Raw genomic sequence first — 24,533 nt, 5'->3', positions numbered from 1 at the left:
ATGCTTCCACGTACACTTAAAAACTTTAATGTTTTTGTTGATACCCATTCATGGGCTGGCGTAGCCGAAACTTTCAATATTCCAAAAATTACCAAGAAAACGGAAGACTATCGCGGTGCCGGCATGATTGGTGATATTGCTCTGGCCATGGGATATGAAAAGCTTGAAGGTGAAGTCACTTATGCAGGTTTTGACGTTAAACAATATCGCCAACTAGGTGTTTGCGGTACTTCAGATCTACCCGTTCGCTATGTCGGTATTTATGAACGCCAGGATAACTGCACCACACAAAATGTCGAAATTTATATGCGTGGCCAAGCCCTAGAACTAGATCCTGGATCAAGTAAAAACGGTGAGCGTACAGAAATCACTATGACTTATAACTACACCTATTTACGCATTGAGGTGGATGGATTAGTCCAAGTTGAACTTGATCTGGTGAATGGCATTGAACGTTTTGGCGACACCGACGTCGCCCAGGCAATTCGAGAGTTACTCGGTTTATAAACCGGGTTTCCCCCCCCCTTCCCCCCCTAAAAATTCATAACAGGAAATTTTCATGACTTCAGCAAAGCAAGAGCAAAACGCAGAAACCATCATCGATCCAAACGTCCGTATTGTTGACTTAGAGACTCCGATCATTCGCGGATCTGAATCCATTACACAGATTACTTTACGTAAACCAAACGTCGGAACCCTTCGCAATTTAAGTCTGCAAGACGTGCTGAAGTGGCAAATCGAAGCTACCAATACACTGCTTACACGTATCACTACGCCAACACTTAGCTTGAATGATTTAAATGCAATGGATGTAGGTGATTACACAGGTTTAGCAGTGGAATTAACCAGTTTTTTGGTGACTGCAAAGGCGAAATCCCAAGCAGTGTAGATGAAGTCATTGCAAATCTAGCGGTGATTTTCCACTGGACACCTAAAGATTGTGAGGAATTTGAAATCGATGAGCTGATGCAATGGAACGAACGTGCAAGGGCTCGAAGTGAAGTAGAAAAGTAAAAAATAGGTAATGGCGAATGAGCAATTTAACTTTAAGTGCAATTTTAACGATCATTGATGAAGCATCAAAGCCGCTTAAAGCGATCCAGAACTATAGTGAATCAAGCTCAGACTCCATTACCGATTTAAATCAAAGTATCAAACAGCTCAACCAGACATTAAACGGATCGGATGGCCAGCGTTATAACCAATCATTAAAACAAACAGAGAAAAATACCAACGCTGCCCGTTCTGCTACTCGTGTTCTCGTCACCGAGTACGGCCATGTTGATAGAGCATTATCGAACCTGCTCCATAAAACAGACCAATGGAATACCAAACTGGCTCAAAGTCGCCAAAACATGCGCCAGGAATTCAAAAGTATTGCGATTGGGGGAGCTGTAGCAGGCGCAGGTATTTACCAATTTTTTAAACCAGCCATCGACTTTGAAAAACAAGTCAGTGGGGTTCAAGCCGTTCTAGATTTAGATAAAGCCAGCGCAGCAATGAAGCAGCTCGAAGCTGATGCCCGTAAGTGGGGAGCTGCATCATCATTCAGTCCAACTGAAGCAGCACAAGCACAATTTGCCTTGGGTTCTGGTGGTTTCAATGTGGATCAGATTCGCCAGGCGTTAGGTGGAACCCTTCAATTAGCTGAAGCAGGCAAAGTAGAACTCGAACAAGCTGCACAAATTGCGGTTGGTACCTTAAATGGTTTCGGTTTAGCAGCCAAAGAAATCAACCGAGTAAATGACGTATTTGTACAAGCAACCAATGCCACGGCCACCAGTGTGGGGGGCTTAGGTGAAACAATGAAATATGTTGCACCCGTGGCCAAGCAGTACGGGGCATCCATCGAACAAGTCACAGCTATGACGGGTTTACTTGGTAATAACAACATTCTCGATACCCAAGCAGGTACAGCCTTACGTGGCATTATGCTTCGCCTAGCTGCACCACCTAAAGCAGCTCAAAAAGCCTTAGATGATTTAGGTGTCAAAACTGCGGACGCAAAAGGTAACTTGCGAGATCTATCCGATGTTATGAATGATCTTCGGATAACCACCAGTAAAATGGGATCAGAAGAACGCCTGGCATTGCTGTCCGATATTTCTGGTACCGAAGCAGCTTCAGCAATGGCTGTGCTTGTAGATCAGACGGGTGTCGTTGACGAGAAAACAGGGAAAGTTGTCAATAAGATCAAGCAGCTCACCGATGAACTAGAAAACTCAAAAGGTGCAGCAGCTCAAGCAGCGGCAATTTTAAAAGACAACCTCGCTGGTGATATCGAAAATATGGGGGGTGAATGGCAGGATCTCAGCATCGCTATTCAAAAAGTTCTTGGGAATGATCTTCGCGCCTTTATCCAACAGGTCTCTGAAATTATCGGACGGATAAAAGCATGGGTCGAAGCCAATCCCGAACTGGTGAGAACACTAGCCAATATTGCAATCAAGCTGCTCATGCTAAAGGTCGGTTTACTTGGTGCAAAATACACTGCAAATCTGTTCTTGGGTAGCATTGTCAGCATCATCGCAGGCATTACCAAGTTCGCGATTGTCATGTGGATAGCCCACAAGATCGCCAACAAGTTTGGCATAGGTCTACCGAGTCGATTTACTGTTATTACTAAAACGCTCCAGTTACTCAGCCGTGCATTTACTTTCTTGGCACGTCAGGCTATCCCTCTAGTAATTACAGGCTTGCGAGCATTGGCCATAGCTGCAATGACCAACCCTCTTACATGGATCATCACGGGGATTATGGCGGTTGCCTTTGTAATCTATCGCTATTGGGGTCCTATAAAGGCGTTTTTCCAAGGTTTCTGGTCAGGGCTTATGATTGGCCTAGCTCCGTTTAAAGATTCAATCAGGAGCATGTTTACTGCCTTACAAACCGTTCTCGCCCCCCTAAAACCACTATGGGAAGGTTTAGTTGCTATCTGGACTATTTTTAAAGGTGTAATTGCTGAAGCCCTTGGACCATTTCAGGCAACTAACCAGGAACTAGCCAACGCCACATCTTATGGCTCATCACTTGGCCAAATATTCGGGAGTGTTATTGGGGTCATCGGAGAAATGATTTTAATCTTTGTAAAACTCGCCATGACCATCTTGGTCAATGTCGGCACAGCGATCGGAGAATTTTTCGGGTGGTTATCTCTTATTCCAGAACGAGCAAGCGCAGCATTCAATGCATTAAAAACTTATGTCAAAGAAGCAGGCACAGCATTTATAAACTTTTTGTTGACACCTTTAAGGCTGGTAATCGATGCGGTGAATATTTTGATCAGTGGACTAAATAAAATCCCGAGTATCAATATTCCAAAAATCCCGCAGGTGCCAACCTTTGCAGCTCCAACGGTCACAACTCCCACTAAAACAGTAACACCAACCAAAGCGATCCCATTCCCGAGCCGAACAGCTCCAACAACAAATCATTTTATGGGCGCACAAATCAGCATCACAGGTGTAAGTGATCCAAACCAAGTTGCGATGTTAGTTGATCAGAAACTTCGACAGCATCAAAGCGCGATCTCAGCTCAACAGCAACGTACCTACAACGACAGGGATTAAACATGCTTATGTGTTTGGGGCAGTTCCCCTTTACTACTGATACGCTCACATTTAACGAGATCCAACGCCAACGCTCTTGGCAATATGCTGACAACGTAGTCGCAAAAGGACGCAAGAAACGCCAATTCATAGGCTCAGGCGATGACATCATCACACTGCCTGGTCTCATCTATCAGGAGCATGGTTTTGGTAATCGTTTTGCGCTCGATGACTTAGCGCAGATGGCAGATACAGGGCAAGGTTTTGTCTTGGTTGATGGCAGCGGTTATTTATACGGTGTCTATACCATCGACAACATCGATGAAACTAAGCAAGTCTTGTTCTTCAATGGCGTACCGAGAAAGATTGATTTCACCATCAAACTCACTCGGATTGATGATGATCGCATTGAACAACAGACTGAAGCGGAGTCATAAACATGATCAAGACTCCCATTTGCGTTTTAAAAGCCGATAATCAGCCCCTAAATGAAAAAATAATTCAGCGGATTATCAGTGTTCAAGTTATCGATAATCGCGCCAATGAAGCCGATCAACTCGACATTGTGCTCGATGACAGCGATGGCGTTTTAGAGTTACCAAGACGAGGTGTAAAGATAAATTGTCAGCTTGGTTTCGAGGGTGAAGGCTTACACGATAAGGGCGATTTTATTGTCGATGAAACCGAATGGTCAGGCACACCCGATACCATTACCATCAAGGCTTCCAGTGCAAACTTTAAAAGTAAGATCAAAGAGGCCAAGTCAAAATCTTATCATCGTAAAAACTTCGGTGAAATTGCTGCAGAGATTGCCAAAAATCATGAATTAACATTGGTAATGACTGATGACTTAAAACAAATTAACCTCAATCACATTGATCAAACCAATGAATCTGACCTCAATCTACTGGTACGGATCTCCAAGCAAAATGGCGCAGAATTGGCGGTTAAGAAAGATCGTTTATTGATTTTTAAAGCAGGCTCAGCCAAAACCGCTTCAGATAAAGATCTCCCCTCTCTGACACTAACACGTAATGATGGCGATCAATTCAGATATGTTGAACAAGATCGTGACTCAGACTACACAGGCGTATCAGCCAGTTATCATGACCAGGGAAAAGCAACTCGTAAACGAGCAACGTCGGGCAATCCTGAAACTCGCGGTGGTGGCAATGACCCAAGCACCAAAACTAAAGTTTTAAAGGGAACCTTTGCATCCAAAGAGGAAGCACAGCGAGCTGCAGACGCAAAAATGGCAGAGATCAAAAGGCAAATGGCAAAGTTTAGTATTAGCACTGCTTTCGGCGTTCCCTCAATTTCGACTGAAACACCGATGAATCTTGATGGCTTTAAACCACAGGTGGATAAGCTAAAATGGATCGTTGAAAAAGCCACTCATCGTTATTCAACAAGTGGCTTGACTCTGCAGCTTGAGCTTGAAGCAAATATTTAATGATTAATTCTAATCATCCCTTCAGCAGTAAAATAATTCGGTGTCAGATTGGATCGCTGCATAGACCAATCACCGCCTAAGCCTTCAGATAGATGGTCGTTTTTATTGAACAAAAAAAATCCACTGCATGGATACAGTGGAAAAATTAAAATGTATTTTTGACAAAAAATATTTATTGTTACTTAATAAATGGCGGATTTAAAAATTTGGAAACTAAATCAAAGAAAATTAATTTCCAACTCTAAATGAGACATATTTAGATAAATTTTCAAAATCGTACTTAAACCCATCTTGTAAAGGACTTAAGGTACTGTCTAAAGATATTTTTTGGGCATGATATAGTGGTTGCATTTGTGATTTTAATTTATTCCAATCAGTATTTAAATCTATTTTTCCAAGATACCATTTACTACCTATATCCTTGATTTTATTAAAATTTTCCTCAATTAAATCATCTATTTGCTTTTGATTACATTTAGATAAATAATATTTAACAATTGCAAAATCTATTATAGAGTATTTAATTTCAATTAAATAATTATTAAGCGATATATCAAAATTCCAATCAGACCACAATTCAAAAGCAATTTCCCAACATCTATTTATTAACAATTTATCTTGGCAATTAACTTCAAATGTCTCAAGACAATTTTTCACGTAAACTCTAGCCTTATCTTCACACCCCAAAGTATAAAGGGATAAAGATTTATAATAGTTAACAATCACATCTTCACTTTCTAAACGTGCAAGTGTATTTCCAATAATTTTTTGTAATCTTTCATAGCGAGTCGGATAATGATTAAAAATATTAAACAATTCAGAAATAAAATTAATATCTGATCCAGCTTTGACAAAAATATTAACTAGCAAATCATCAATTATTAAATCTTCTTCTAAAGGTGCGCTACCATTATAAGGAAAAATAGAACTAAGTGCTGTAAATACAATAAATTTACTTTCGATTTTATCTATAAAATTTAACAAGACCAAACTATCTATATTTGCAAAAATCCCCCACAACACTGATATATCTATTCCATCTAAAACAGATTCAAGTTCTTCAGGTAGTGAACACTCTAATAGAATTTTAAATCCTGACACAGCGCTCCTTTCGACAAAATATTGAAACCACTCACTTGCACTATGAGTAGTAACATATAACTCAGACCAAGCATTTCTTTTTTTAAAATCTACTATTTTTTCAAAAAAATTATTTTGAGTATATCTTTCAGAGATACTCAGTTCTTGGCTTACTTTTGCACTTAACAATAACTCTTTAATTATTTCTATGTTTTTATTATTAATTTTTAATTGATTGGCTCTGACATACTCCCAAAAAGAAAAACCCAAGTGATTAATAACATGCAGTACTTTTTTTAAAAAAGTAATATTAGTTTCACTTTCAACCCTTGAAACCGCCCAATTCATAAGCAAACTATTGACATCTAACTCATTAATATAACTTAGTTTTCCACACAATTGACCATAGGAATCTCTGAATCTTAAATCTTCATCACTGTCATAAATTACACTAACTAATTCATCAATTAATAAATATAAATCAGTAATTTCTGAGTCTGTTTTTTTTATACTATTAATCATTTTTACTCTTCCAAATCAGCTGATTATCACCTTGAATTTGATTCCAGAAAGTTTGAAATGCATCCGCTGTCATTTGAGCATCAGTTACTTTTTGAAGTATATGATGTGTTTTGCCATATTGATTTATTGATATTCCCAGTGACCAAGCCATTGCACCTTCATATGTTTTAGGAAAAATGATAAACCTATCATGAAATGCATTAGCAGGAGTACCTTTTGTTGTTCTAAACTCTAAATTAATTTTACCTTTAAAATCAACACTTAAGAAATTAAAACCTTGATTCTTTTCATCAATAGAATTGTCTATGATTCCCGACGTCCCTGTACAAGAAGCGCATAATTTAAGTTTACATACATCACAAAGTTTTTTTTCAGGTATATTTTTATCTCCAGTAATAGCCTTCATAACACTATTTGAATATCTATTAAAAAATAATGTTTCTGCGATATCATTATATTTAAGATATGGATCCCACAACCACACTTCTTCTTGACCATACTGATCTAATAACCAATGAATATCTTTGAGTGCCTCACGGTGAAGATCCTCTGATAACTTTTTATCATCATTATAATACTGTACAAAATATTTCTTATTTTTGGCTACCTCAATATCATTTGTATAAATTCTTCTATCTATCCAGTTCATAACTTTTACTTGATTTTTATTATCCTTCACAAAAACTTTAAAGTCTTCATTTTCAATTTTAAAATCTCTCTCTATACAATCATTTTCATCAATCACTTTAACTTCAACTTTTAAGAACTTCGCCATCATAAACATACTTTCTCTTACAGCAGCATATATAACTGAAGTTTCAATATCTATGATATACAACAAAAAAGGTTTATCTACTTTAAAATTCAACTCACAAATATTAGATCCTGAATTTATTTTTGCTACTGAAAAATCTTCTAATACATTATCTTTTTCAACGCCTCTTGCTGTGACAATTAAATCTCTTTTTTCTGCATCATCGTGCCAAGCTATCTCACAAATCAAATTTTCATTTTCATTATAAGACAATTGGTAGCTTAGAATTTCCACAGGAAATTGAAACACATAGTTACCAAGCTTGTCCGATACAGAAGCTAAAGAAATTGGTAAATATTTTTTTAAAGCAATCGTTAACTCTTGTATTAAGGATTTTTCCTCATAGAAAAATTTTAAATGACTTTTATTCTTGTCGGCTACTTCAAATATATATGATCCATTAAAGAAATTATTTTTTAGAATCTGATTTATTGGTACTATATCTGAAGAATCAACTGGTGCAAAATATTTTCCATCACACTCTAACTCATTACTAACTTTAAGATTTTCAGCATCACTAATAATCCATGTTTTTTCATCAAGTAATTTACGGAAAATTTCTTTACATTCACTTATAGACTTATAAGTAACAATCACTCCAAATTTCTCTCTTCTTCCTTTTAATTTTATTAACTCATTAGTTAAAAATTCACTTTTATTAGGAATTACCTTTCTTTTACATGCTACTAATATGGTAAATACATTAAATACATGTCCTTCTTTTATCATAAATAGTTCAATAATCTCAACACAATTATAAAATCCTATAACACCATGTTTTAATAGGTTTTCCATTTCTTGATATAAATTTTCATTTTTTCTTGCTACTGTCACATTTACACCTTTAATAAAAAATTAAATATTATAATTCCCAAACCTTAACCAACTCCGCTTTTACCTTACTGTTGCTATACCAAGTTTCATTAAACTTGAGAAGCCAACCACGCCCTGCCGCGCCTTCCAAGCTCATAGCTTCTACTTCGGGAAATTTTTTAAATACGATACTAGCAAAGATTTTCTTCTTTCTTATTTCAGGTATATTTAGCCAAACCTTGGCTGTGTCTTTCGGTGGATCGGTAGCTAAGGTTTCACAGCCATAACAAGACCAATTTAAATTTCCAAGCCAAACATTTTCGTTACATTGATCTCGGTAAGCACCAGAAAATGACGAAAATCCAAAATTCTTCATATATTGTTTTAAAATAATGACGTCTGTGTTATCAACCATTTCACCATTACAAAATGGACATTTTTTTGTAGGTAACTTTTGCAGCTTATTTATAACTTGATCAAACTCTAGCTTCGCCGATTTATAATCACTTTGACCAAAATCTTTTTGTAGATAGATATAACTTAAAGCATCCGATAAAACATCTGAATCTTTGAAATTTCGCTTTTCTAAAGCTTTCATATCTTGGAGTAAGTATTGCCCCAAGTCATTTACCCATTCCACTAACCGTGAGTTAAATTTCTTTGTCATAATATCGTTAAGCTATAACTGCTTTTATTTTAAATACTTTTAATTCTCTCACAACTTCACAAAGTTAAATAGATATCTAGACTAAAATATCATTAGTTTTTCTCGTTTAATTTACCTTTTGTTCAGTTCTTCTATGTAAGGTCAAGTATAAGAATGACACAATGAAACAGCTCATAATGACACGATGATATGCTTCATTTTGACTCGATGCAAAAGGTCAAAAAGACATTTCCTACTATCTATAAATAAAATAACAACTAGAAATATAAAAGAATGCCAAAACCAAAAACGCTTGCTTTCAATAATAAATGTGATTATATTTCTTAAATCACAGCAAAATCTGTGATCGGGCGTAGGAACCTGAATTATCATCACTGAGCGCAAATCAAAGTCGCTTAATGCGGCATTTTTTTTGCCAACTGTTTAGCAGTCGTTACGGTAGGCTAGACAGGGCAGCTTCGTGCTGGCCGTACTCAGTGAACGGTATTCCTACACCCTGTTTAGTCTGCCACCATCCCGTAGGAAGGATGTCGGCAGGTTTATTTAAACTTGTCACTGAGAAAACGACTATGAACACACGTATTTATAGTGAATACACACGCACGTCTACCACATCAAACGAACACACCCAAATCCTTGATTTCCCCGCATTTCTGGCATCAAAAAAGAAAGCTGCAAAGCTAAAAAAAATTAAAGACACTTTCGCATATGTATCCATCCTGATACTCGGCTACCTCCTGTTAAAGATGGGTGGTGCATAATGTCTAAATTCCTCATATTTACCGAACTAGGCACAGAAAGACTCTGTACCAGTTGCGGGGAGTACTACCCATTCGACGGTGAGTTCTTCAACAGGAACGGATTGCGAAATGGTGTACAACAATGGACCTCAAAGTGTAAGGCTTGCTACATGGAGCTTTATCGGGGGGCTGTGGCATGAAACTACTTCTTCAGCACAATGAATATCCATTGATCGCTTCGCCTGAAATGGCGAAGGTTTTAGGGATCACAGCAGCAACCATTCTCCAAAAACTATATTTCTTTCTGAATGAAACAAGAAAACGTAAAACCAAGAAAAATTTAACCACTTACAAAGGCCGCAAGTGGTGGTTTCATACCCATGAAGAATGGAAAGAGACTCTTGGAATGTTTAGTGTTTCAACGATTAAAAGAGCCGTGGCCAAGTTACGCGCTCTTGGCCTCATTCAGGTAGCAAAGCTATCGGATGTGAAGTCGGATCGGGTGAACTACTACACCATCGATTATAAAAAATTAAAGAGTCTGTTTTGTATTGAGATCCCAACAGAATCAACGCCTTCACCAACTCCAGCAACTGCTCCGCACCAGGATAAAATTGTAGGGACTTCAGAGCCGCAAAAGCCAGCTGCAACACCTGAACAATTAAGGGCAATGCCAGACAAGCAAAGGCAGCTTTATAACCAATTACGCACCTTAAAATTGGATATCTCCCCGACCGAACCATTGCTCGAAATATGGGTGCATCACGCTCGCATGATTACAGCTTATGTTGCTTCAGCATCTTCGCGCTTAGACATCATAAAATGGCACTGGCACACACCGCAGCAAATACTTCCAACCCATTTATTAGATTGAAGGCGAACCATGAGCATAGAAAAACTAATCATGCGAGTTCAAAATCCGCAGAAAAATAAACGCCAGCTTTTTGTCAGCACTAGAAAATTACATCGACTGATAGAGAGTAATCTCTCATACAAAACGTTCATCGAAACAAATATTAGTTGGTCACGGTTGCGAGAAAATATTGATTACCATTTGAACAAAAATTATGACACCTACAACCTAAGTATTAGTGCTGTTCAAGCCATTTTAGTTACTGAAAATACAGAACAGAGTTGGAGACTATTCAACGAACTTTCAGACCTGATAAATAACGGATTTAACCTTTCAAAAGGGGTATGACATGGATATACAAACAAGATTATCATTATTAGATCAGCACTTATCTTTACTTATTGAATCTACTGAAAATTGCGACTCATTAACTGGCGAGTCTGTCGCTGCGACATTATTCATTATTCAAGAGCAAGTTCGCCTCGTTCAAAATTCTATGAATAAAGAGTAAGAAAAAGCCCTCTTATGAGGGCTTACTTCTCTTAGTCAGCAAAATAATTGTTCTAGGCTTATCAATTGCCTTATATTTCGCATTAGCCTGATTGATTCTTATAATAAAATTATTTGCTTGCTTGATTCTTTCCTCAAGCATTAAGCATAAAACTCCTAGAAATATAAAGGCTAAAGATATAACTACCATAATTAAAGCAGTCATAAACTGAACATTTTTGGAAGTAATTAAAACTAAAAAAAGCATTACACCTGAAGTTGCAAAAATAAAATACCCCATTACAAATAGAAATCTTCTCCAACCTATTGTTATAAATATGAATGGTTTAATAGATAAATTCAATTCTATATCAAGTGTTTGACCTCTTTTATAAGTAATAAATTGATACCCATCATCAAACAAAGAAACCATATGATCAAAATTGACTAAATAATTCTGATGAAATTCTATAAGTTTATTCACCAAGTTATGGTCTACATGTGGGCTTTTAGCAAGATCCTGAGCAGCTCGATCTAATACAAGTTGATTGGTCTGCCCTTTCTCAAAATACTTATCGAAATATTGAATACTTGAAGCAAGTCTGTCGGAGATTTTCTTATGTTTGAAACTAGTGATTTCATGTAATTTAAAAAAAAGTGTGATTATTGCTACTAATGATCCAACTATAGGTGCAACGAGTTTCCAATCAATTTCCATCTGACATTATTCCTTTACAAATACACTAGGAATAACTGGCATCCCACACCACTGAGCTATGCTGTTATAACTTCGTCCTAAGCTTTTAATAAGATCTACTGCTTTGCCACCCTTTTCGGCTAAATCATTTGCCTCTGTACCCACTTCATTTGCTTCTTTCAGAAATTTAGCTAATTTCTTCATACCATTAGAGTCTTTAATCTCCTCAGGATTTTCTGAGTTTCTATTACTTTCTAAAGCATTTTGAATCATTGCAAGCTTATTCTTCAAAGTCTCACTATCAGCAAGATCAATTAGTTCCTCTAGCTCATCATTAGATTCTGAGATCGCAGCTTTATGATTTATCACTGTGGATTGCGAGTTATGTAATTGATTAATAATCGTTACAGGTGGATGAGAAATAGGAGAAAGTGCTTTATGTATGATTTGCTTTAAATCCAAGATTTGCCCATTTTGCAAAGCAATAATTTCTTTTTGAGACTCAACTTGAAATTTAAATAGATTGAGCTGATTTTTGAGTTCTAGAGCTTTTAAAGGAGAAATAGCAAATTCATCTGGGCTTGTTTCCCCTTTTAGCAATAACTCATATTCGTGTAGAGCCTTTTCAATCGTTTCGATATTTCCATTTTCAGACTGAATGACCATTCGTACATTCAAATCATGTTGTTCGATTCTAACAGTTGCATTTTGTTCAGGATATTTATCTCTTAAGACTGTTCCGAAATAGCTCAGAATGCTTAATCCTGCTTGATAATATTCTGGTTCAAATGTAATACATCTATCTATTTTTATACTTTCACTTTTTTTAATATCTATTTTAACTAATTCAAATCCACTATCAAATTTATCAATTCCAAATATTAAAAATTTAGTGTTAAAATCATTAGGCAATAATTCGATAAGATCTTCATAAGCATTTTCAAAAGTACAAACAATACTATTTGCTATAGTGAATGTAGTTGATAATCCATCTTTGACCGTAGAAGTGTTAAAGGTAACTAGCGTAGGCAAAGTAACATTTCCTATATTATTTATTTTTATTTTTTTAAATATAAAAGTAGGAATAGCATCAATATTATTATCCATTTTCAAAGATAATCCATTTTTCACTACCCCTAATGAGTTCCTTAATATTCTGTTAGATACTCGAGCAATTGGATATCCCCATCCATTTTCTAAAAATTTCTTCTCAAATCTTTCACTAATATGTGTGAATTGGTCTCTTGGAGAGTCAGGGCGTAACCAATCTGCTGGATCATGAATATTTGAAGAAAATTGTTCTAAAATTTTCTTTATTTCAATAAAAGTAGCATTATTTTCACTTAATAATTCATCCCAAGCTCCGTTATAACTCAAAACTTTTGTAATATACATTTAATAACTCTTATAAATTTAACATTGTTAATTTGATGTATTTATAACATTTTTATTATTATAAAAAAATATTGAACGAATGAACTTGTGTTTATTCGTTCAAAAGAACGTTTAATCGCTTTTTTTAACCCCAAAACTCTCAGCAAAATTTCTTACTAAAGTCAGCAAAGTTGCATGCTGAGAAGGATCAACCTGATCCCAAAGTTTTAATAGTTCTTTTGCATCGTCTGAAAGCAGATCAGGACGAGTACGCTCTCCGGTAAGTAAGAACCAAACATCTACACCTTTTGAATGTAAAGCCTCTAAATCATCTTGCCCCATGACACGCTCACCTTTTTCGTAGCGAAACACTGCCATCTTTTGTTTGTTCATTAAGGATGCAAATTCACTTTGCGATAAATCAAGTCTAGATCGCTCGATACGAATACGATCACCCTTTTGATCGGTATTTTCATATACCATTTGAGATATACCTGTTATTTAAATATCCCAATTGGGATATTATCTGTTTAAACATATACCATCTTAACAAAGTTCTATCTTCACTACAGTCTAAAACTGTCACTTAAAAGGAAACCTGCAATGGCGACTAAAGAGTCTCAAAAAGAAATACAAATCAGTTTTCGAACCACACCAGAAAATCGTCGTTTAGCTCGCATCGAAGCAGCCAAATGCAACATGTCACTTAATGAATGGATCAAATCGCTAGTCGAATCAAAACTGCCAAAATCAACTCTTTCAAACTCAAAATAATCATAAGAGACGACTTTTTGGCTCATCACAGAAACAAAAGCTGATCATGTAACCATTTGATTAACAATTGAAACAGAATGTAAAGCAATAAAAATATGCAAGTGAGTGGTGTCGGGAGCAACAGATCACTTGGTCCAGTAATAACGGGGAAATACATGAGTAAATCAATAGGATTCTACTGTCCGCATTGTGACCGTAGGATGCATGTGACGAGCCGCAAAAAGCCGTCTCCACTTCTTCATAACATAATCGTTAGCTGCATGAATCCCGACTGCCTCGCAAGCTTTGCAGCCGATCTCGAAATCACTCGCACTATCCACAATAGCCTCACCCCTTGCCCTGATCTGTCACTTACCAGACAGACATGGGAAAACGAAATCGAAATGCAGCTCCGCAGCTTAGAGCTTCAGGCTGATATTGATAAGTTTCAAAAATGCTTTGTTGAAGGTGCGATAAACGCTCTTTTCTGGACAAGGAAAATTGACCTTGCCCAAGCACAAACCTATCGCAATCGCCTCCTACAAATGAAATTGATCTGAGTAATACATGGATATTTTGCAACGTCGAATCGACGAAAGACTGAACCAACTTTTCAAGTTCAAAAAAGTAGGCGACTGGTACCGTAGCGGTGTATGCCCTAAGTGTAATCAAAAGGAACTGTACACACATGCTATTACCCCAAAGGTGGTGAAGTGTGGCCGTATCAATAAATGTACTTATAAAGAACACGTCAGGGATATCTGTGAAGAATTATTCAAAGATTGGTCTCAGGATTTCCCTAAAACAGAAACAAACCTAAATGCTTCAGCAGATGCTTATATGCAACACGCTCGGGGCTTCGATATAAACGACATTAAAACCCTCTACAAGCAAGAACTTTACCGCGACTATAAGAATCAAAGTCTAGTTACGGCCACAGTTCGTTTTGAGCTTGCACCAGGTATTTATTGGGAAAGATTTATTGATCGTCCAGAACGTTTTGGACGTATGAAAGCCAATTTTATTGGCGAATGGAAAGGCCTATCTTGGACCGTTCACACATTAGATGATCTTTGTAATGCTGGCAGTATATGGCTGACAGAGGGAATTTTTAACAGCATTGCATTGTCACAGTCGGATCTGATCAGTATCAGTACCATGAACAGTAGCAACTATCCAAACAAGATCCTACGACAAATCGCTACACGCTGCGAAGAACTAAAAAAAGACCGCCCTCGCCTTGTTTGGGCTTTGGATAACGACAAGGCAGGCAAAAAGTTTTTACCTAAACAGATCGACCAATCGATACAAGATGGATGGCTATGCACAGCTGCTCTACCTATAGTCGGTCAAGATTGGAATGATCTATTTCAAAACAATCTGCTCACAAAGAAACACCAGGATAAATATATCCATTACGGCAAGCTGCAAATCGCAAAAACAGCTGAGGAAGCCGGCTTATTGATTTACAACTTCTACAATATTGCGAAGTTTTACTTTAATCACGGTTTCCGCACCTATTGGTGGGAATTGGATTACAAAAAATTTAATACAGTGCTTGAAGCAACAAAAGAAGGACAAGGCTCAATATTGTCCGAAGAAGAACAAAAGATTCAAGCACTAAAAAATAGTTCTTCAGTCGTGGAAATCTGCAACGCTCAGCTGGAGCCGCTATATTTCCAACGGAACGAGATAACCGACGAAAGTTGGTATTACTTCCACCTTCAATCACCGTGGGGTGAAGTTAAAGCAACGTTCACACCTGAACATATTTCCTCACGTAGCAAGTTTAAACCCCGCGTTATGGGCGTTTTATCTGGTGCGATGTGGACTGGATCAGATCAACAGCTCGAAACATTTATTAAGCGCAAAACAGAACGTTTACGCGAAGTCAAAACGATCGACTTCATTGGATACAGCAAGGAACACGATGTTTATATCTTCGATCAATTTGCTGTGCATAAAGGTCAAGTTATCCCCAAGAACGAACATGATTACTTCAAAACAAATAAAAAGGAGATCAAGACTTTAGCCTCGACTCCAATTATTCATCTAAACAACAAGAAGGAATTCCAACCAACTTGGTGGCGTGATTACTACGACTTAAATAATGAAGTCGGATTAATACTTTTAGCATGGTGGACTGGCTCGTATTTTGCTGAACAGATCCGTTCGATTAATTCATCCTATCCATTCTTTGAGTTTGTTGGTCAGGCTGGATCTGGTAAATCAACACTAATCGAAATGCTATGGAAGTTTAGCGGACGAGAAGCCTACGAGGGTTTTGACCCTAATAAATCAACGAGCGTGGCAGTTTATCGCAACTTCGCGCAAACCTCGAACATGCCAATTGTACTCATCGAGGGCGACCGTAATGATCAACAATCAGGACAGAAAGCCAAATTTTCATGGGATGAATTAAAAGATGCATTTAACGGTCGAGCAATTCGCTCCAAAGGTTTAAAAACGGCAGGTAATGAAACATACGAGCCACCATTCCGCGCTGCGGTAATGATTAGCCAAAACACTCCGATCCAAGCCTCTGAAGCGATCCTCTCTCGTACACTGCATATATCGGTCGACATTAAAGGGCAAAGCTTAGAGAAAAAGAATATTGCGACCAGATTGTCGCAAATGCCTTTGGAAGAAGCTTGTACTTATATGACGTACTGCCTGAAGAACGAGAACAAAATTTTAGAGACGTACACAAACAATCTAAAAAAGATCGAAGCCGACTTCCACGCGAAAGGAATCACTCACGTTCGTATAGCGTTATGTCATGCCCAAGTATCAGCAATGATCGACGCACTAGCTGAGAATGTACTCAAAAAAGAGATAAGCGCGACCGAGATCCAGAACGCCAAAAACATGCTTGAGAACATGGCCAGAAAACGTGTAGACGAAATCGGCATGGACCACGTATACGTGCAACAGTTTTGGGATGCATACGAATACCTCAACGGCATCCGAAATGTACATTTCCATCTTAACCATTACGACGCTACGGAGGCACATATCGCAATCAACCTGAATGAAGTCTACAAAGTTGCTGCGCGTAACTTCCAAGCATTACCAGACATCAACGAAATGCGGAACTTATTGCGAACAAGTAAACGGTACAAGTTTATTGAAGCTAATAAACCAGTCAGATCGAATAAATTTCCCGCTGATGATGCCAAAAATCTTGGTGATCACACCAATGACAATCCGATCCAAAGCGAGCGGATTATTAAGTGCTGGATCTTTACAAATCCAAATCAAGTTAAACAACCAGGAACAAAAAAATGATAAATATGACCCAAGCCACAATTATTATTAGTAGCTCATCATTTTGCGGAGCTATTTATTTCTTATCTGAAACTTTACGATAGTGGACACAACAATGAGCAATGAAAAACTATTAGAAAAAGTCATTCTAAGAATGATGCAGCAACTGGATGCTAAACCCATTATCCCAATTGCACATCAACTTTGGGATCTCGATGATGTAGCTAAATATTTTAAATATTCAGCGGACTATACCAAACGCCATATCATTACTAACCCCTACTTTCCACCGAGCCGTGATCTACCAACAACTGGCGATCACACTGTCCCAAGATGGCGAGCTAAGGATGTCATTAGTTTTGGTATGGCTTTTGATAAGGCAAATATTAATTATCGCTAAACACATCTAATTTATATTGGAATTTTAAAATTAGATGTCTAAAAAATGGTTTATTCATCTTTTGTCAACTTGAGTAATCTTTCAAGGTAGTAACTGTGGCGTAAGTCATTGATTGCACGGAATAGTGAAGATAGCGAGTTTTTGCTTTTAAAATTTTTGTAGCCTTCAACATAATCATACTCATAATTATTCATTGAACCTAAAAACTCATTCATTCGGACTTCAATCCATATTTGATGTGCGATTAAATCTTCAAACGCATCCGTTGTACCACTTTCATCGAATGAAATAGCATACAGATTTTCAAACTTTAATACTCCGTCTTGCGAAATCTGTACTACTAAATCTTTTATCTCAGCTATTTTTATATTAGCGATATTTTTCTCTGAAGTTAAACTTTCTAAGGAATGTCTATTATCAATTTTCTCAACACTCTGATAGTCAGCACTATTGTTGGTATCATTAAAATGGGCAAAAGCATCATCAATAAGATTAGAGTAAAAAGCTAGTTTTTCAGTTACAACGTTTTTCCATTCATCAATCTGATCTTTAAAATGCTGTATATTTCCATAAATTTGGGTAGTCATAAGATGCTCTTTAATTAAGTGTTTAGATTTTAAAATTAATTTCTAATTTTATAATTCTTATTTATGGCTCCAACTTCATTTTTCAACACCAAATTTTAAACTTTGTTAAATGAATTTCTTAATCCTTCAGATTGATTCAATTCATGAACAATCTCATCATTGGTTGGATTATAATAAACCAAAGCAAACTTTGGATCTTTCCAACCAAATATCTTACAAAGTGTGAGTGCATTTTTAATTCGTTTCGCCATCAAACTCGCAGCTTCATGCCTTGAATCATGAAAAGTTAAATCTGCATGTTCCAAGCCTGCTTGCTTCCTCGCCTTTCTAAACAACGTATCTCTTGAAGAGTCAGAAACAGTGAAGACTTTAGGTGATGCTTTACGATCAATCTTCATTGCCAGTGACCAAAGATGAACCGCAAAATTATCCAATGGAACTGTCCTTGACGAACCATTCTTGGTATCAGGCAACAGGATCTGCTGCTTACTCAATAAAACTTCTCTAGGTACCCGATTCACTATTTCACCTGAGCGCATACCCGTAGCCATCGCAATCAGCCAAATTAAAGCGACTTCCTGAGACTTAGTGGTAGGTACAGAACCAGGAACATATTTTAAAGCAGCCAACATTCTCTCAACTTCATCTAACTCGATACGACGTTCACGGTTAGTAGGTTTTGGTGGTAACTTCACTTCTGCCACAGGATTATGCTTAATCCATTTTTTCTCTATACACCAAGAGAAAAATGACGACAATGTAGAAAAGTCACGACGCACTGAACTCGCCTTCAAAGGCTTGATTGAACGATTCATCATAGCGTCACGATACTGAGCCAAATAATCCGACTGAAAATTTACCAATGGCCAATCAACATTCGGCAAATGCTGCTGAAAATATTTAATCCGCTGCGCTTCTTTCTTTCCAGTTTTTTTATAGTGTGAAACTTCATTGGAGTAACGAGTTAAAGCCTCATGAACGGTCAAAACAATTTTTCTTTTTAAAGCTTCTTCAGTCGAGTTATTCAAAAGAATATCTCGCTCTTTTTCCATCGCCCATTTCAGCACTTCTGTTTTTGTTTTTCTAACTTTGCTGCAACGAACATTTAAAACTCGCAAATCAGCTCGCCAAGAGCCGTTCGCTTGCTGATAAACAGACAAACTCATATCTGCACCAAGTCCCTAATTTCCTAAAATAAATCCACAAAAATTTAATGTGGAAAATGTGTGGAAATATATACCCGAAAAACCCTAGAAATACCCGAAAAAAACTCAAACGCCAGAAACGACAAAGCCCCAAGCCTTTGATATATAAGGCTTGGGGCTTTGAATAATCTGTGTAAGCTTTCGCTTGGTCCCGAGGGTCGGACTCGAACCGACACGTCATCTCTGACAGCGGATTTTGAGTCCGCCGCGTCTACCAATTTCACCACCTCGGGAAGAGTGCGATGCTTTGTGTTGCGTATAATAACCTGTTTGATTTTATTGTCAAACACTAACTATCGCTTATTGCTCACTTTTAAATCATTCAGATATTTTTCTGCTTATAAACACGCGAACTCAGCGAGAAAATGCAAAAAAGACTATACTACGCCCAATTTTTGCAATGTTTTAGATGTATGCAACTCTCCGACTTTTCGTTTGATCTCCCCGATGAACTTATTGCTCGCTACCCATTAGACAGCCGTAGCGCGTCTCGCCTGCTGCATATCGATGCCCAAGGCCAATATCACGACCACGCGTTTACCGATATTCTCGACCTACTCGAAGACGGCGATTTGCTGGTACTGAATGACACCAAAGTCATGAAAGCTCGCTTAAAAGGCAAACGTGCCACAGGTGGTGCAATCGAAGTTCTGGTTGAACGCATGTTGGATACCCACACTGCCCATTGCCATATCAAATCAAGCAACTCACCTAAAGCAGGCGCAGAACTGTATATCGGTGAAGATGCTGTTCCTGTCACCGTACAAGGTCGCCATGAAAATCTGTTTGTGGTGAAGTTTTCACAACCGATTTTGTCGGTACTGGATCAATACGGTCAACTCCCGATTCCGCCTTATTTCAACCGTGAAGCCGAAGAGATTGATACTGAGCGTTATCAAACCGTGTTCCACGATCCTGAGAAAATTGCCAGTGTCGCTGCGCCAACAGCCAGTCTGCATTTCGACCAAGGCTTATTAGAAAAATTAGCTGCTAAAGGCGTGCAAAAAACCTTTGTAACCTTGCATGTTGGTGCAGGAACGTTTATGCCTGTACGCACTGCGGATATTACCAATCACATTATGCACAGTGAATGGTGTGATGTTCCGCAAGCGACCATTGACCTGATTTTGGAAACTAAAGCACGCGGTAATAAAGTCATTGCAGTTGGAACCACGGCGACCCGCGCCCTGGAAAGTGCAGCACAAGCCAATCAAGGAAAGATTGCAGCTTGGACAGGTGATACACAAATCTTTATCTATCCAGGTTATCAGTTCTGTATCGTGGATCGTTTGATTACCAACTTCCATCTGCCTGAATCGACCTTGTTGATGCTGGTTTCAGCATTATCGAATCGGGATAATATCTTGGCTGCTTATACTCATGCAGTAGAACAACGTTATCGCTTCTTTAGTTATGGCGATGCGATGTTAGTGGACAAACTCAACGCTTAAAATGGATCAATAGGCTAAATCACGGTTTAGCCTATCCCCTCAAAACCTCAAATAGACGGCTATTTATTAAAATAAAAAAAGACCGTCAGATTTAGATTATAGGCTTCTTAGTTTCTGAAATTTAACGCATAATTAAAATAATACAGACCAATTATAATGAACCCATTAATTCCATGCCGATCGATACTGTACAACAAGCACTGCATATCCGACGTAAAAAAAATGCGCAGGTTTTTCATAATATTGCTCGGCTTTGGGAGGCAGGGCAAAAATCGCATACGGATCAAGACTTGTTAGATGCCTTGCATCCGTGGCGTGACGATCATAGCCTGCGTTTTTTTAATGTGCTGCCCTACTTATTAGCGCTCATCAGTATTGGAACCTTGGTGTTTGGCTATTTTTTCCATCCACATATTCAATATATCTGGAGTCTGCTCGGCGCATTTTTGACAGGTTTTCTAGCCTATTTACTTTATGAACCACAAGAACCATTAATACGGGTGATTCGTTATTTAGAAGAACGAATGACCGTATTACGTTATGGTTTGCAGTTCCAGCAATTGCCTGCTTATTTACCCATTCAAGCCCAACCCCTCTTGGTCCTGAGTAAGTTAAAACAGCATTTCCCGCTGTTTAATCGTGGCAATGAATCGAACGAGATTACCCAATATGCGTCTACCACATGGAACGATGGCACAACCGACCATCAGGTGTTACTGTTCCAATATCACTATGTCAGTGAAATACCGATTCTTCCAGACCAAAGTAACGATAAAAATATCGTCAAAGAGATCCATAAGGATTTGTGGGGCGCTTTTATTTTTCAAATGCCCGCCCTTGGTATTGCCGTGAGTAATCAGCGTTCTCGTTTTTTTGAACCGTATACCAGTTCATGGCAAAGCAGTGATATTTTGATTAATCAAGAATTGAATATTTTTGGCTTGAATCAACACCAGTTAGCGAAAGAAATCAGTCCAAGTCTGACTTTAAAATTACATGATTTTTTTCAACATTTTACAGGTGATTTAATTTATCATCATGAAGAGCAAATCCTGTGTTACATAGGCGAACAAAATCTTTTCCAAACCGCCAGTAAACGCAGTGAAATCCATGATATTCCAGCATTACGCGGGCACTTACGCACCATGACCATGCCGCAATATCAGAAATTTCAACAATTGATGCTCAATGTAATTCAATAATTCTCCCGAGCTCTCTTTGAACAAAGCGAGAATTTAAGGGAAATAACAATAAGGGGAATGACGATGACAGGTTTACTGATCTTCTTGGGGATTTTTGTAATACTGATTGTATGGGGCGTTTCTATTCACAACAACATCGTACGATATTTTAATGCCACCAAACGTGCGTGGTCAGAAGTGGCTAACTTCGAACGTCAAAAAATAAAGACCTTAGAAGCATTGGAAGCAACGCTGGATCAATACACCCAGTTTGAAAAATCCACCTTGGAAAAAGTCACTGAATTACGCCAGCAGATTCTCAATCTGAATGTGAATGACACGGATATTTCGCAGTTACAACAGATCGAGAAAATGAGCAAAGAGCTGATTCGTAGCCTCAATGTGGTGGTTGAAAATTATCCTGAACTGAAAGCAGATGCGCTATACAGCAAAATGATGGATGATATTCAGGAGCAAAACGAGAACGTCGGTGCTGCAATCACTATTTTTAACCGCAATGTGGAATTGTTTAATAACCAGATCGAAGTGTTTCCAAACAACTTGATCAATACCCTAACATTATCCAAGAAAGCAATTCGTCCTTTTAAGGATAATCTGGCGACTGAAAATTTTGACTATAAACCGAATTTTTAAATATTGAGCAAAGCACTACCCTTACATCATACGGTATTCACTATCGTGTAGCGGCATGGATGCCGCTGGTAGGGCTGCCTTGCGCTATTTTCAAAGCGATGCTTTGAAGCTGCTCAGGATATACCGTCAGCCCTACAAAGGATTTTTGTTACCTTGCGGAGCACACTCCTCACCTATGAAAAGTAAGGTCTACCTATACACAAGATATCTTTTCTTGAAAGTATATTGAGGTTATGTCTTTCTTTAATTATCCAAAAGAAAATTAAAATTTTATCAATTTCATTCACAGCTACATTTAGTAGTAGAACTACACGCCATAATCGGGGAAAATAGCCGCTTTCGATCAGCGAACTGTTTTTTCGCCTTCTTGCGCTGCAATCATAGTAGCACTTCGATCTTGCTCAGGTTATTACATGAAATTTGAAAAATTAGGCCAGTCGGGGCGCGCCCGTCGTGGTCGACTTACTTTAGAACATGGTGTGGTTGAAACCCCTGTGTTTATGCCAGTGGGTACTTACGGTACAGTCAAAGGCATGCTCCCGCGTGATATTGAAGAAATTCAAGCACAAATTATTTTGGGAAATACCTTCCATTTATATTTACGTCCAGGCCTTGAAGTAATTAAAGAGCATGGCGGTCTGCATGAGTTTATCCGCTGGGATAAACCGATTTTGACAGACTCAGGTGGTTTCCAAGTCTTTAGCTTGGGCGCAATGCGTAAAATTAAAGAAGAAGGTGTGACCTTCCGCTCTCCGATTGATGGTTCAAAGGTGTTCCTATCTCCAGAAATTTCGATGGAGATTCAACACGTACTCAACTCAGATATCGTGATGATCTTTGATGAATGTACCCCTTACCCTGCAACCCATGAAGAAGCGCAAAAATCATTGCAGCTTTCTTTACGTTGGGCAAAGCGTTGTAAAACCCACCATCATGATGAGCTCAAGAATAAAAATGCCTTATTCGGTATTATTCAGGGCGGCATGTATGAAGACCTACGTGACGAGTCACTGAAGGGCTTATTGGACGTTGGTTTTGATGGTTATGCAATTGGCGGTTTATCAGTAGGTGAGCCGAAAGAGGAAATGATCAAGGTGCTTGATTATTTACCTAACAAAATGCCACAAGACAAACCTCGCTATTTAATGGGTGTCGGTAAACCAGAAGACATCGTCGAAGCGGTTCGTCGTGGTGTCGATATGTTTGACTGTGTGATGCCAACCCGTAATGCACGTAATGGTCACTACTTTGTCACCGATGGTTTGGTCCGAATCCGCAACAGTCGTTATCGCCATGATCAAGGTCCTTTAGATCCACATTGTGATTGCTACACTTGTAAAAACTTCAGTCGTGCCTATTTATATCATTTAGAGAAGTGTGGTGAGATGCTTGCATCGATGCTCGGTACCATTCATAACTTACGTTACTACCAACGCCTCACTCAAGGTATGCGTGATGCATTGGATAACGGCACATTTGATGAATATGTTCAGGACTTTTATGCACGCCGTGGATTAGACGTACCACCTTGCCCTGAAGACTAATGTGAAGTATATGCATCAAGATTTGCGCCTGATCGCAAGACAAGGTACATTGCAAAACGAATTGGAATTTATTGTTAATTTTTTGGCTTTTTAATTTTAGGAAAACGAAATGAGCTTCTTAATCTCTACTGCTCACGCTGCGCCTGCGGCTGCACAAGGTCCAAGCCTGATGGCAAACATCTTGATGATTGCTGTTTTTATTGCAATCTTCTATTTCTTGATCTGGAGACCTCAAGCAAAACGTGCCAAAGAACACCGTTCTTTAATCGAAAGCTTGGGTGTGGGCAGTGAAATCGTCTTTGCTGGTGGTTTAATGGGGAGAATTACCAAACTTGAAGGTGACTTTGCAGTAGTTGAACTTGCTCGTGGTGTTGATGTAAAAATTCAACGTGCGAGTGTCATTTCAGTCTTACCTGAAGGCACACTAAATAACCTTTAATC

Annotated in this window: 26 protein-coding genes and 1 tRNA gene; 18 read left to right on the top strand and 9 right to left on the bottom strand. The window is 38.2% G+C overall.

What is annotated here, in order from left to right; genetic code table 11:
• The 6 genes from F909_RS12330 to F909_RS12350 are packed head-to-tail and all read left to right on the top strand — an operon-like array spanning position 1 to position 5,001.
• Entirely contained in the window at positions 1 to 507 is a 507-nt protein-coding gene (locus tag F909_RS12330) for a phage major tail tube protein (protein ID WP_005149792.1), read from the top strand.
• 52 nt (positions 508 to 559) lie between these two features.
• The gene (locus F909_RS12335; protein WP_005149791.1) at positions 560 to 889 is read left to right on the top strand and encodes a phage tail assembly protein; all 330 of its coding nucleotides are present in this window, start codon (positions 560 to 562) and stop codon (positions 887 to 889) included.
• Complete coding sequence (locus F909_RS20785) at positions 841 to 1,014, top strand: GpE family phage tail protein (RefSeq protein WP_322782743.1); 174 nt, start codon at positions 841 to 843, stop codon at positions 1,012 to 1,014. The genes F909_RS12335 and F909_RS20785 overlap by 49 nt, the downstream gene beginning before the upstream one ends.
• 17 nt (positions 1,015 to 1,031) lie before the next feature.
• A complete protein-coding gene (locus F909_RS12340) occupies positions 1,032 to 3,569 on the top strand; it encodes a phage tail tape measure protein (protein WP_005149783.1) in 2,538 nt (845 codons plus the stop codon).
• Positions 3,570 to 3,571: 2 nt separating this feature from the next.
• Positions 3,572 to 3,985 (top strand): phage tail protein, encoded by a 414-nt coding sequence (locus F909_RS12345; protein WP_005149780.1) that lies wholly within the window; start codon positions 3,572 to 3,574, stop codon positions 3,983 to 3,985.
• Positions 3,986 to 3,987: 2 nt separating this feature from the next.
• On the top strand, positions 3,988 to 5,001 hold the full coding sequence (locus F909_RS12350; protein WP_005149778.1) for a contractile injection system protein, VgrG/Pvc8 family: 1,014 nt from the start codon (positions 3,988 to 3,990) through the stop codon (positions 4,999 to 5,001).
• A 228-nt stretch (positions 5,002 to 5,229) separates the two neighbouring features.
• Here F909_RS12350 and F909_RS12355 read toward each other — a convergent pair whose 3' ends face one another.
• Genes F909_RS12355 through F909_RS12365 form a run of 3 tightly spaced genes read right to left on the bottom strand, consistent with a single transcriptional unit; the run spans position 5,230 to position 8,897 of the window.
• A complete protein-coding gene (locus F909_RS12355; protein WP_005149776.1) occupies positions 5,230 to 6,603 on the bottom strand; it encodes a hypothetical protein in 1,374 nt (457 codons plus the stop codon).
• A complete protein-coding gene (locus F909_RS12360) occupies positions 6,596 to 8,251 on the bottom strand; it encodes a VPA1262 family N-terminal domain-containing protein (RefSeq protein WP_005149773.1) in 1,656 nt (551 codons plus the stop codon). The genes F909_RS12355 and F909_RS12360 overlap by 8 nt, the downstream gene beginning before the upstream one ends.
• Before the next feature lie 28 nt (positions 8,252 to 8,279).
• Positions 8,280 to 8,897, bottom strand: coding sequence for a hypothetical protein (locus F909_RS12365; protein ID WP_005149771.1), 618 nt, complete (start codon positions 8,895 to 8,897; stop codon positions 8,280 to 8,282).
• Between the two features lie 936 nt (positions 8,898 to 9,833).
• On the opposite strand from F909_RS12365, the gene F909_RS12370 reads away from it, so the two are divergent.
• Genes F909_RS12370 through F909_RS21250 form a run of 3 tightly spaced genes read left to right on the top strand, consistent with a single transcriptional unit; the run spans position 9,834 to position 11,001 of the window.
• Positions 9,834 to 10,511: a hypothetical protein gene (locus F909_RS12370; protein WP_005149769.1), complete on the top strand. Its 678-nt coding sequence runs from the start codon at positions 9,834 to 9,836 to the stop codon at positions 10,509 to 10,511.
• A gap of 9 nt (positions 10,512 to 10,520) precedes the next feature.
• Positions 10,521 to 10,838 (top strand): antA/AntB antirepressor family protein, encoded by a 318-nt coding sequence (locus F909_RS12375; RefSeq protein WP_005149768.1) that lies wholly within the window; start codon positions 10,521 to 10,523, stop codon positions 10,836 to 10,838.
• Position 10,839: 1 nt separating this feature from the next.
• A complete protein-coding gene (locus F909_RS21250) occupies positions 10,840 to 11,001 on the top strand; it encodes a hypothetical protein (RefSeq protein ID WP_005149759.1) in 162 nt (53 codons plus the stop codon).
• A gap of 12 nt (positions 11,002 to 11,013) precedes the next feature.
• Here F909_RS21250 and F909_RS12380 read toward each other — a convergent pair whose 3' ends face one another.
• The 3 genes from F909_RS12380 to F909_RS12390 all read right to left on the bottom strand — a co-directional run bounded on the left by F909_RS12380 (position 11,014) and on the right by F909_RS12390 (position 13,533).
• A complete protein-coding gene (locus tag F909_RS12380; protein WP_005149758.1) occupies positions 11,014 to 11,697 on the bottom strand; it encodes a hypothetical protein in 684 nt (227 codons plus the stop codon).
• A 6-nt stretch (positions 11,698 to 11,703) separates the two neighbouring features.
• Positions 11,704 to 13,071: a hypothetical protein gene (locus F909_RS12385; RefSeq protein WP_005149751.1), complete on the bottom strand. Its 1,368-nt coding sequence runs from the start codon at positions 13,069 to 13,071 to the stop codon at positions 11,704 to 11,706.
• 111 nt (positions 13,072 to 13,182) lie between these two features.
• Positions 13,183 to 13,533: a helix-turn-helix domain-containing protein gene (locus F909_RS12390; RefSeq protein ID WP_005149749.1), complete on the bottom strand. Its 351-nt coding sequence runs from the start codon at positions 13,531 to 13,533 to the stop codon at positions 13,183 to 13,185.
• Between the two features lie 120 nt (positions 13,534 to 13,653).
• Here F909_RS12390 and F909_RS21245 point away from each other — a divergent pair, with 120 nt between their 5' ends.
• The 4 genes from F909_RS21245 to F909_RS12405 all read left to right on the top strand — a co-directional run bounded on the left by F909_RS21245 (position 13,654) and on the right by F909_RS12405 (position 17,470).
• On the top strand, positions 13,654 to 13,824 hold the full coding sequence (locus F909_RS21245; RefSeq protein WP_005149748.1) for a hypothetical protein: 171 nt from the start codon (positions 13,654 to 13,656) through the stop codon (positions 13,822 to 13,824).
• A 95-nt stretch (positions 13,825 to 13,919) separates the two neighbouring features.
• Entirely contained in the window at positions 13,920 to 14,363 is a 444-nt protein-coding gene (locus F909_RS12395; RefSeq protein ID WP_005149747.1) for an ogr/Delta-like zinc finger family protein, read from the top strand.
• 7 nt (positions 14,364 to 14,370) lie between these two features.
• A complete protein-coding gene (locus tag F909_RS12400) occupies positions 14,371 to 17,091 on the top strand; it encodes a toprim domain-containing protein (protein WP_005149745.1) in 2,721 nt (906 codons plus the stop codon).
• A gap of 94 nt (positions 17,092 to 17,185) precedes the next feature.
• Positions 17,186 to 17,470, top strand: coding sequence for a hypothetical protein (locus F909_RS12405; RefSeq protein WP_005149744.1), 285 nt, complete (start codon positions 17,186 to 17,188; stop codon positions 17,468 to 17,470).
• Between the two features lie 50 nt (positions 17,471 to 17,520).
• Here the strand turns inward: F909_RS12405 and F909_RS12410 are convergent, their stop codons facing one another.
• The 3 genes from F909_RS12410 to F909_RS12420 form a co-directional block, all read right to left on the bottom strand.
• The gene (locus tag F909_RS12410) at positions 17,521 to 18,057 is read right to left on the bottom strand and encodes a hypothetical protein (RefSeq protein ID WP_005149743.1); all 537 of its coding nucleotides are present in this window, start codon (positions 18,055 to 18,057) and stop codon (positions 17,521 to 17,523) included.
• 95 nt (positions 18,058 to 18,152) lie between these two features.
• On the bottom strand, positions 18,153 to 19,223 hold the full coding sequence (locus F909_RS12415; RefSeq protein WP_005149741.1) for a tyrosine-type recombinase/integrase: 1,071 nt from the start codon (positions 19,221 to 19,223) through the stop codon (positions 18,153 to 18,155).
• 185 nt (positions 19,224 to 19,408) lie between these two features.
• Positions 19,409 to 19,495: transfer RNA gene (locus F909_RS12420), tRNA-Leu, on the bottom strand.
• 180 nt (positions 19,496 to 19,675) lie between these two features.
• Here F909_RS12420 and queA point away from each other — a divergent pair.
• From queA to yajC, 5 genes are all read left to right on the top strand, one after another.
• A complete protein-coding gene (queA, locus tag F909_RS12425) occupies positions 19,676 to 20,713 on the top strand; it encodes a tRNA preQ1(34) S-adenosylmethionine ribosyltransferase-isomerase QueA (RefSeq protein ID WP_005149738.1) in 1,038 nt (345 codons plus the stop codon).
• 173 nt (positions 20,714 to 20,886) lie between these two features.
• Positions 20,887 to 21,915 (top strand): hypothetical protein, encoded by a 1,029-nt coding sequence (locus tag F909_RS12430; RefSeq protein WP_005149735.1) that lies wholly within the window; start codon positions 20,887 to 20,889, stop codon positions 21,913 to 21,915.
• 63 nt (positions 21,916 to 21,978) lie between these two features.
• The gene (locus F909_RS12435) at positions 21,979 to 22,548 is read left to right on the top strand and encodes a LemA family protein (protein WP_005149733.1); all 570 of its coding nucleotides are present in this window, start codon (positions 21,979 to 21,981) and stop codon (positions 22,546 to 22,548) included.
• Between the two features lie 413 nt (positions 22,549 to 22,961).
• Entirely contained in the window at positions 22,962 to 24,092 is a 1,131-nt protein-coding gene (gene tgt / locus F909_RS12440; protein WP_005149731.1) for a tRNA guanosine(34) transglycosylase Tgt, read from the top strand.
• A 109-nt stretch (positions 24,093 to 24,201) separates the two neighbouring features.
• On the top strand, positions 24,202 to 24,531 hold the full coding sequence (yajC, locus tag F909_RS12445) for a preprotein translocase subunit YajC (protein WP_005149729.1): 330 nt from the start codon (positions 24,202 to 24,204) through the stop codon (positions 24,529 to 24,531).
• Positions 24,532 to 24,533 lie beyond the last annotated feature (2 nt).

It is taken from the genome of Acinetobacter sp. ANC 3929 (genome assembly GCF_000369405.1).
In the GTDB taxonomy this organism is placed as follows: Bacteria; Pseudomonadota; Gammaproteobacteria; order Pseudomonadales; family Moraxellaceae; genus Acinetobacter.
This window is presented reverse-complemented; position numbering and strand designations above follow the sequence as displayed.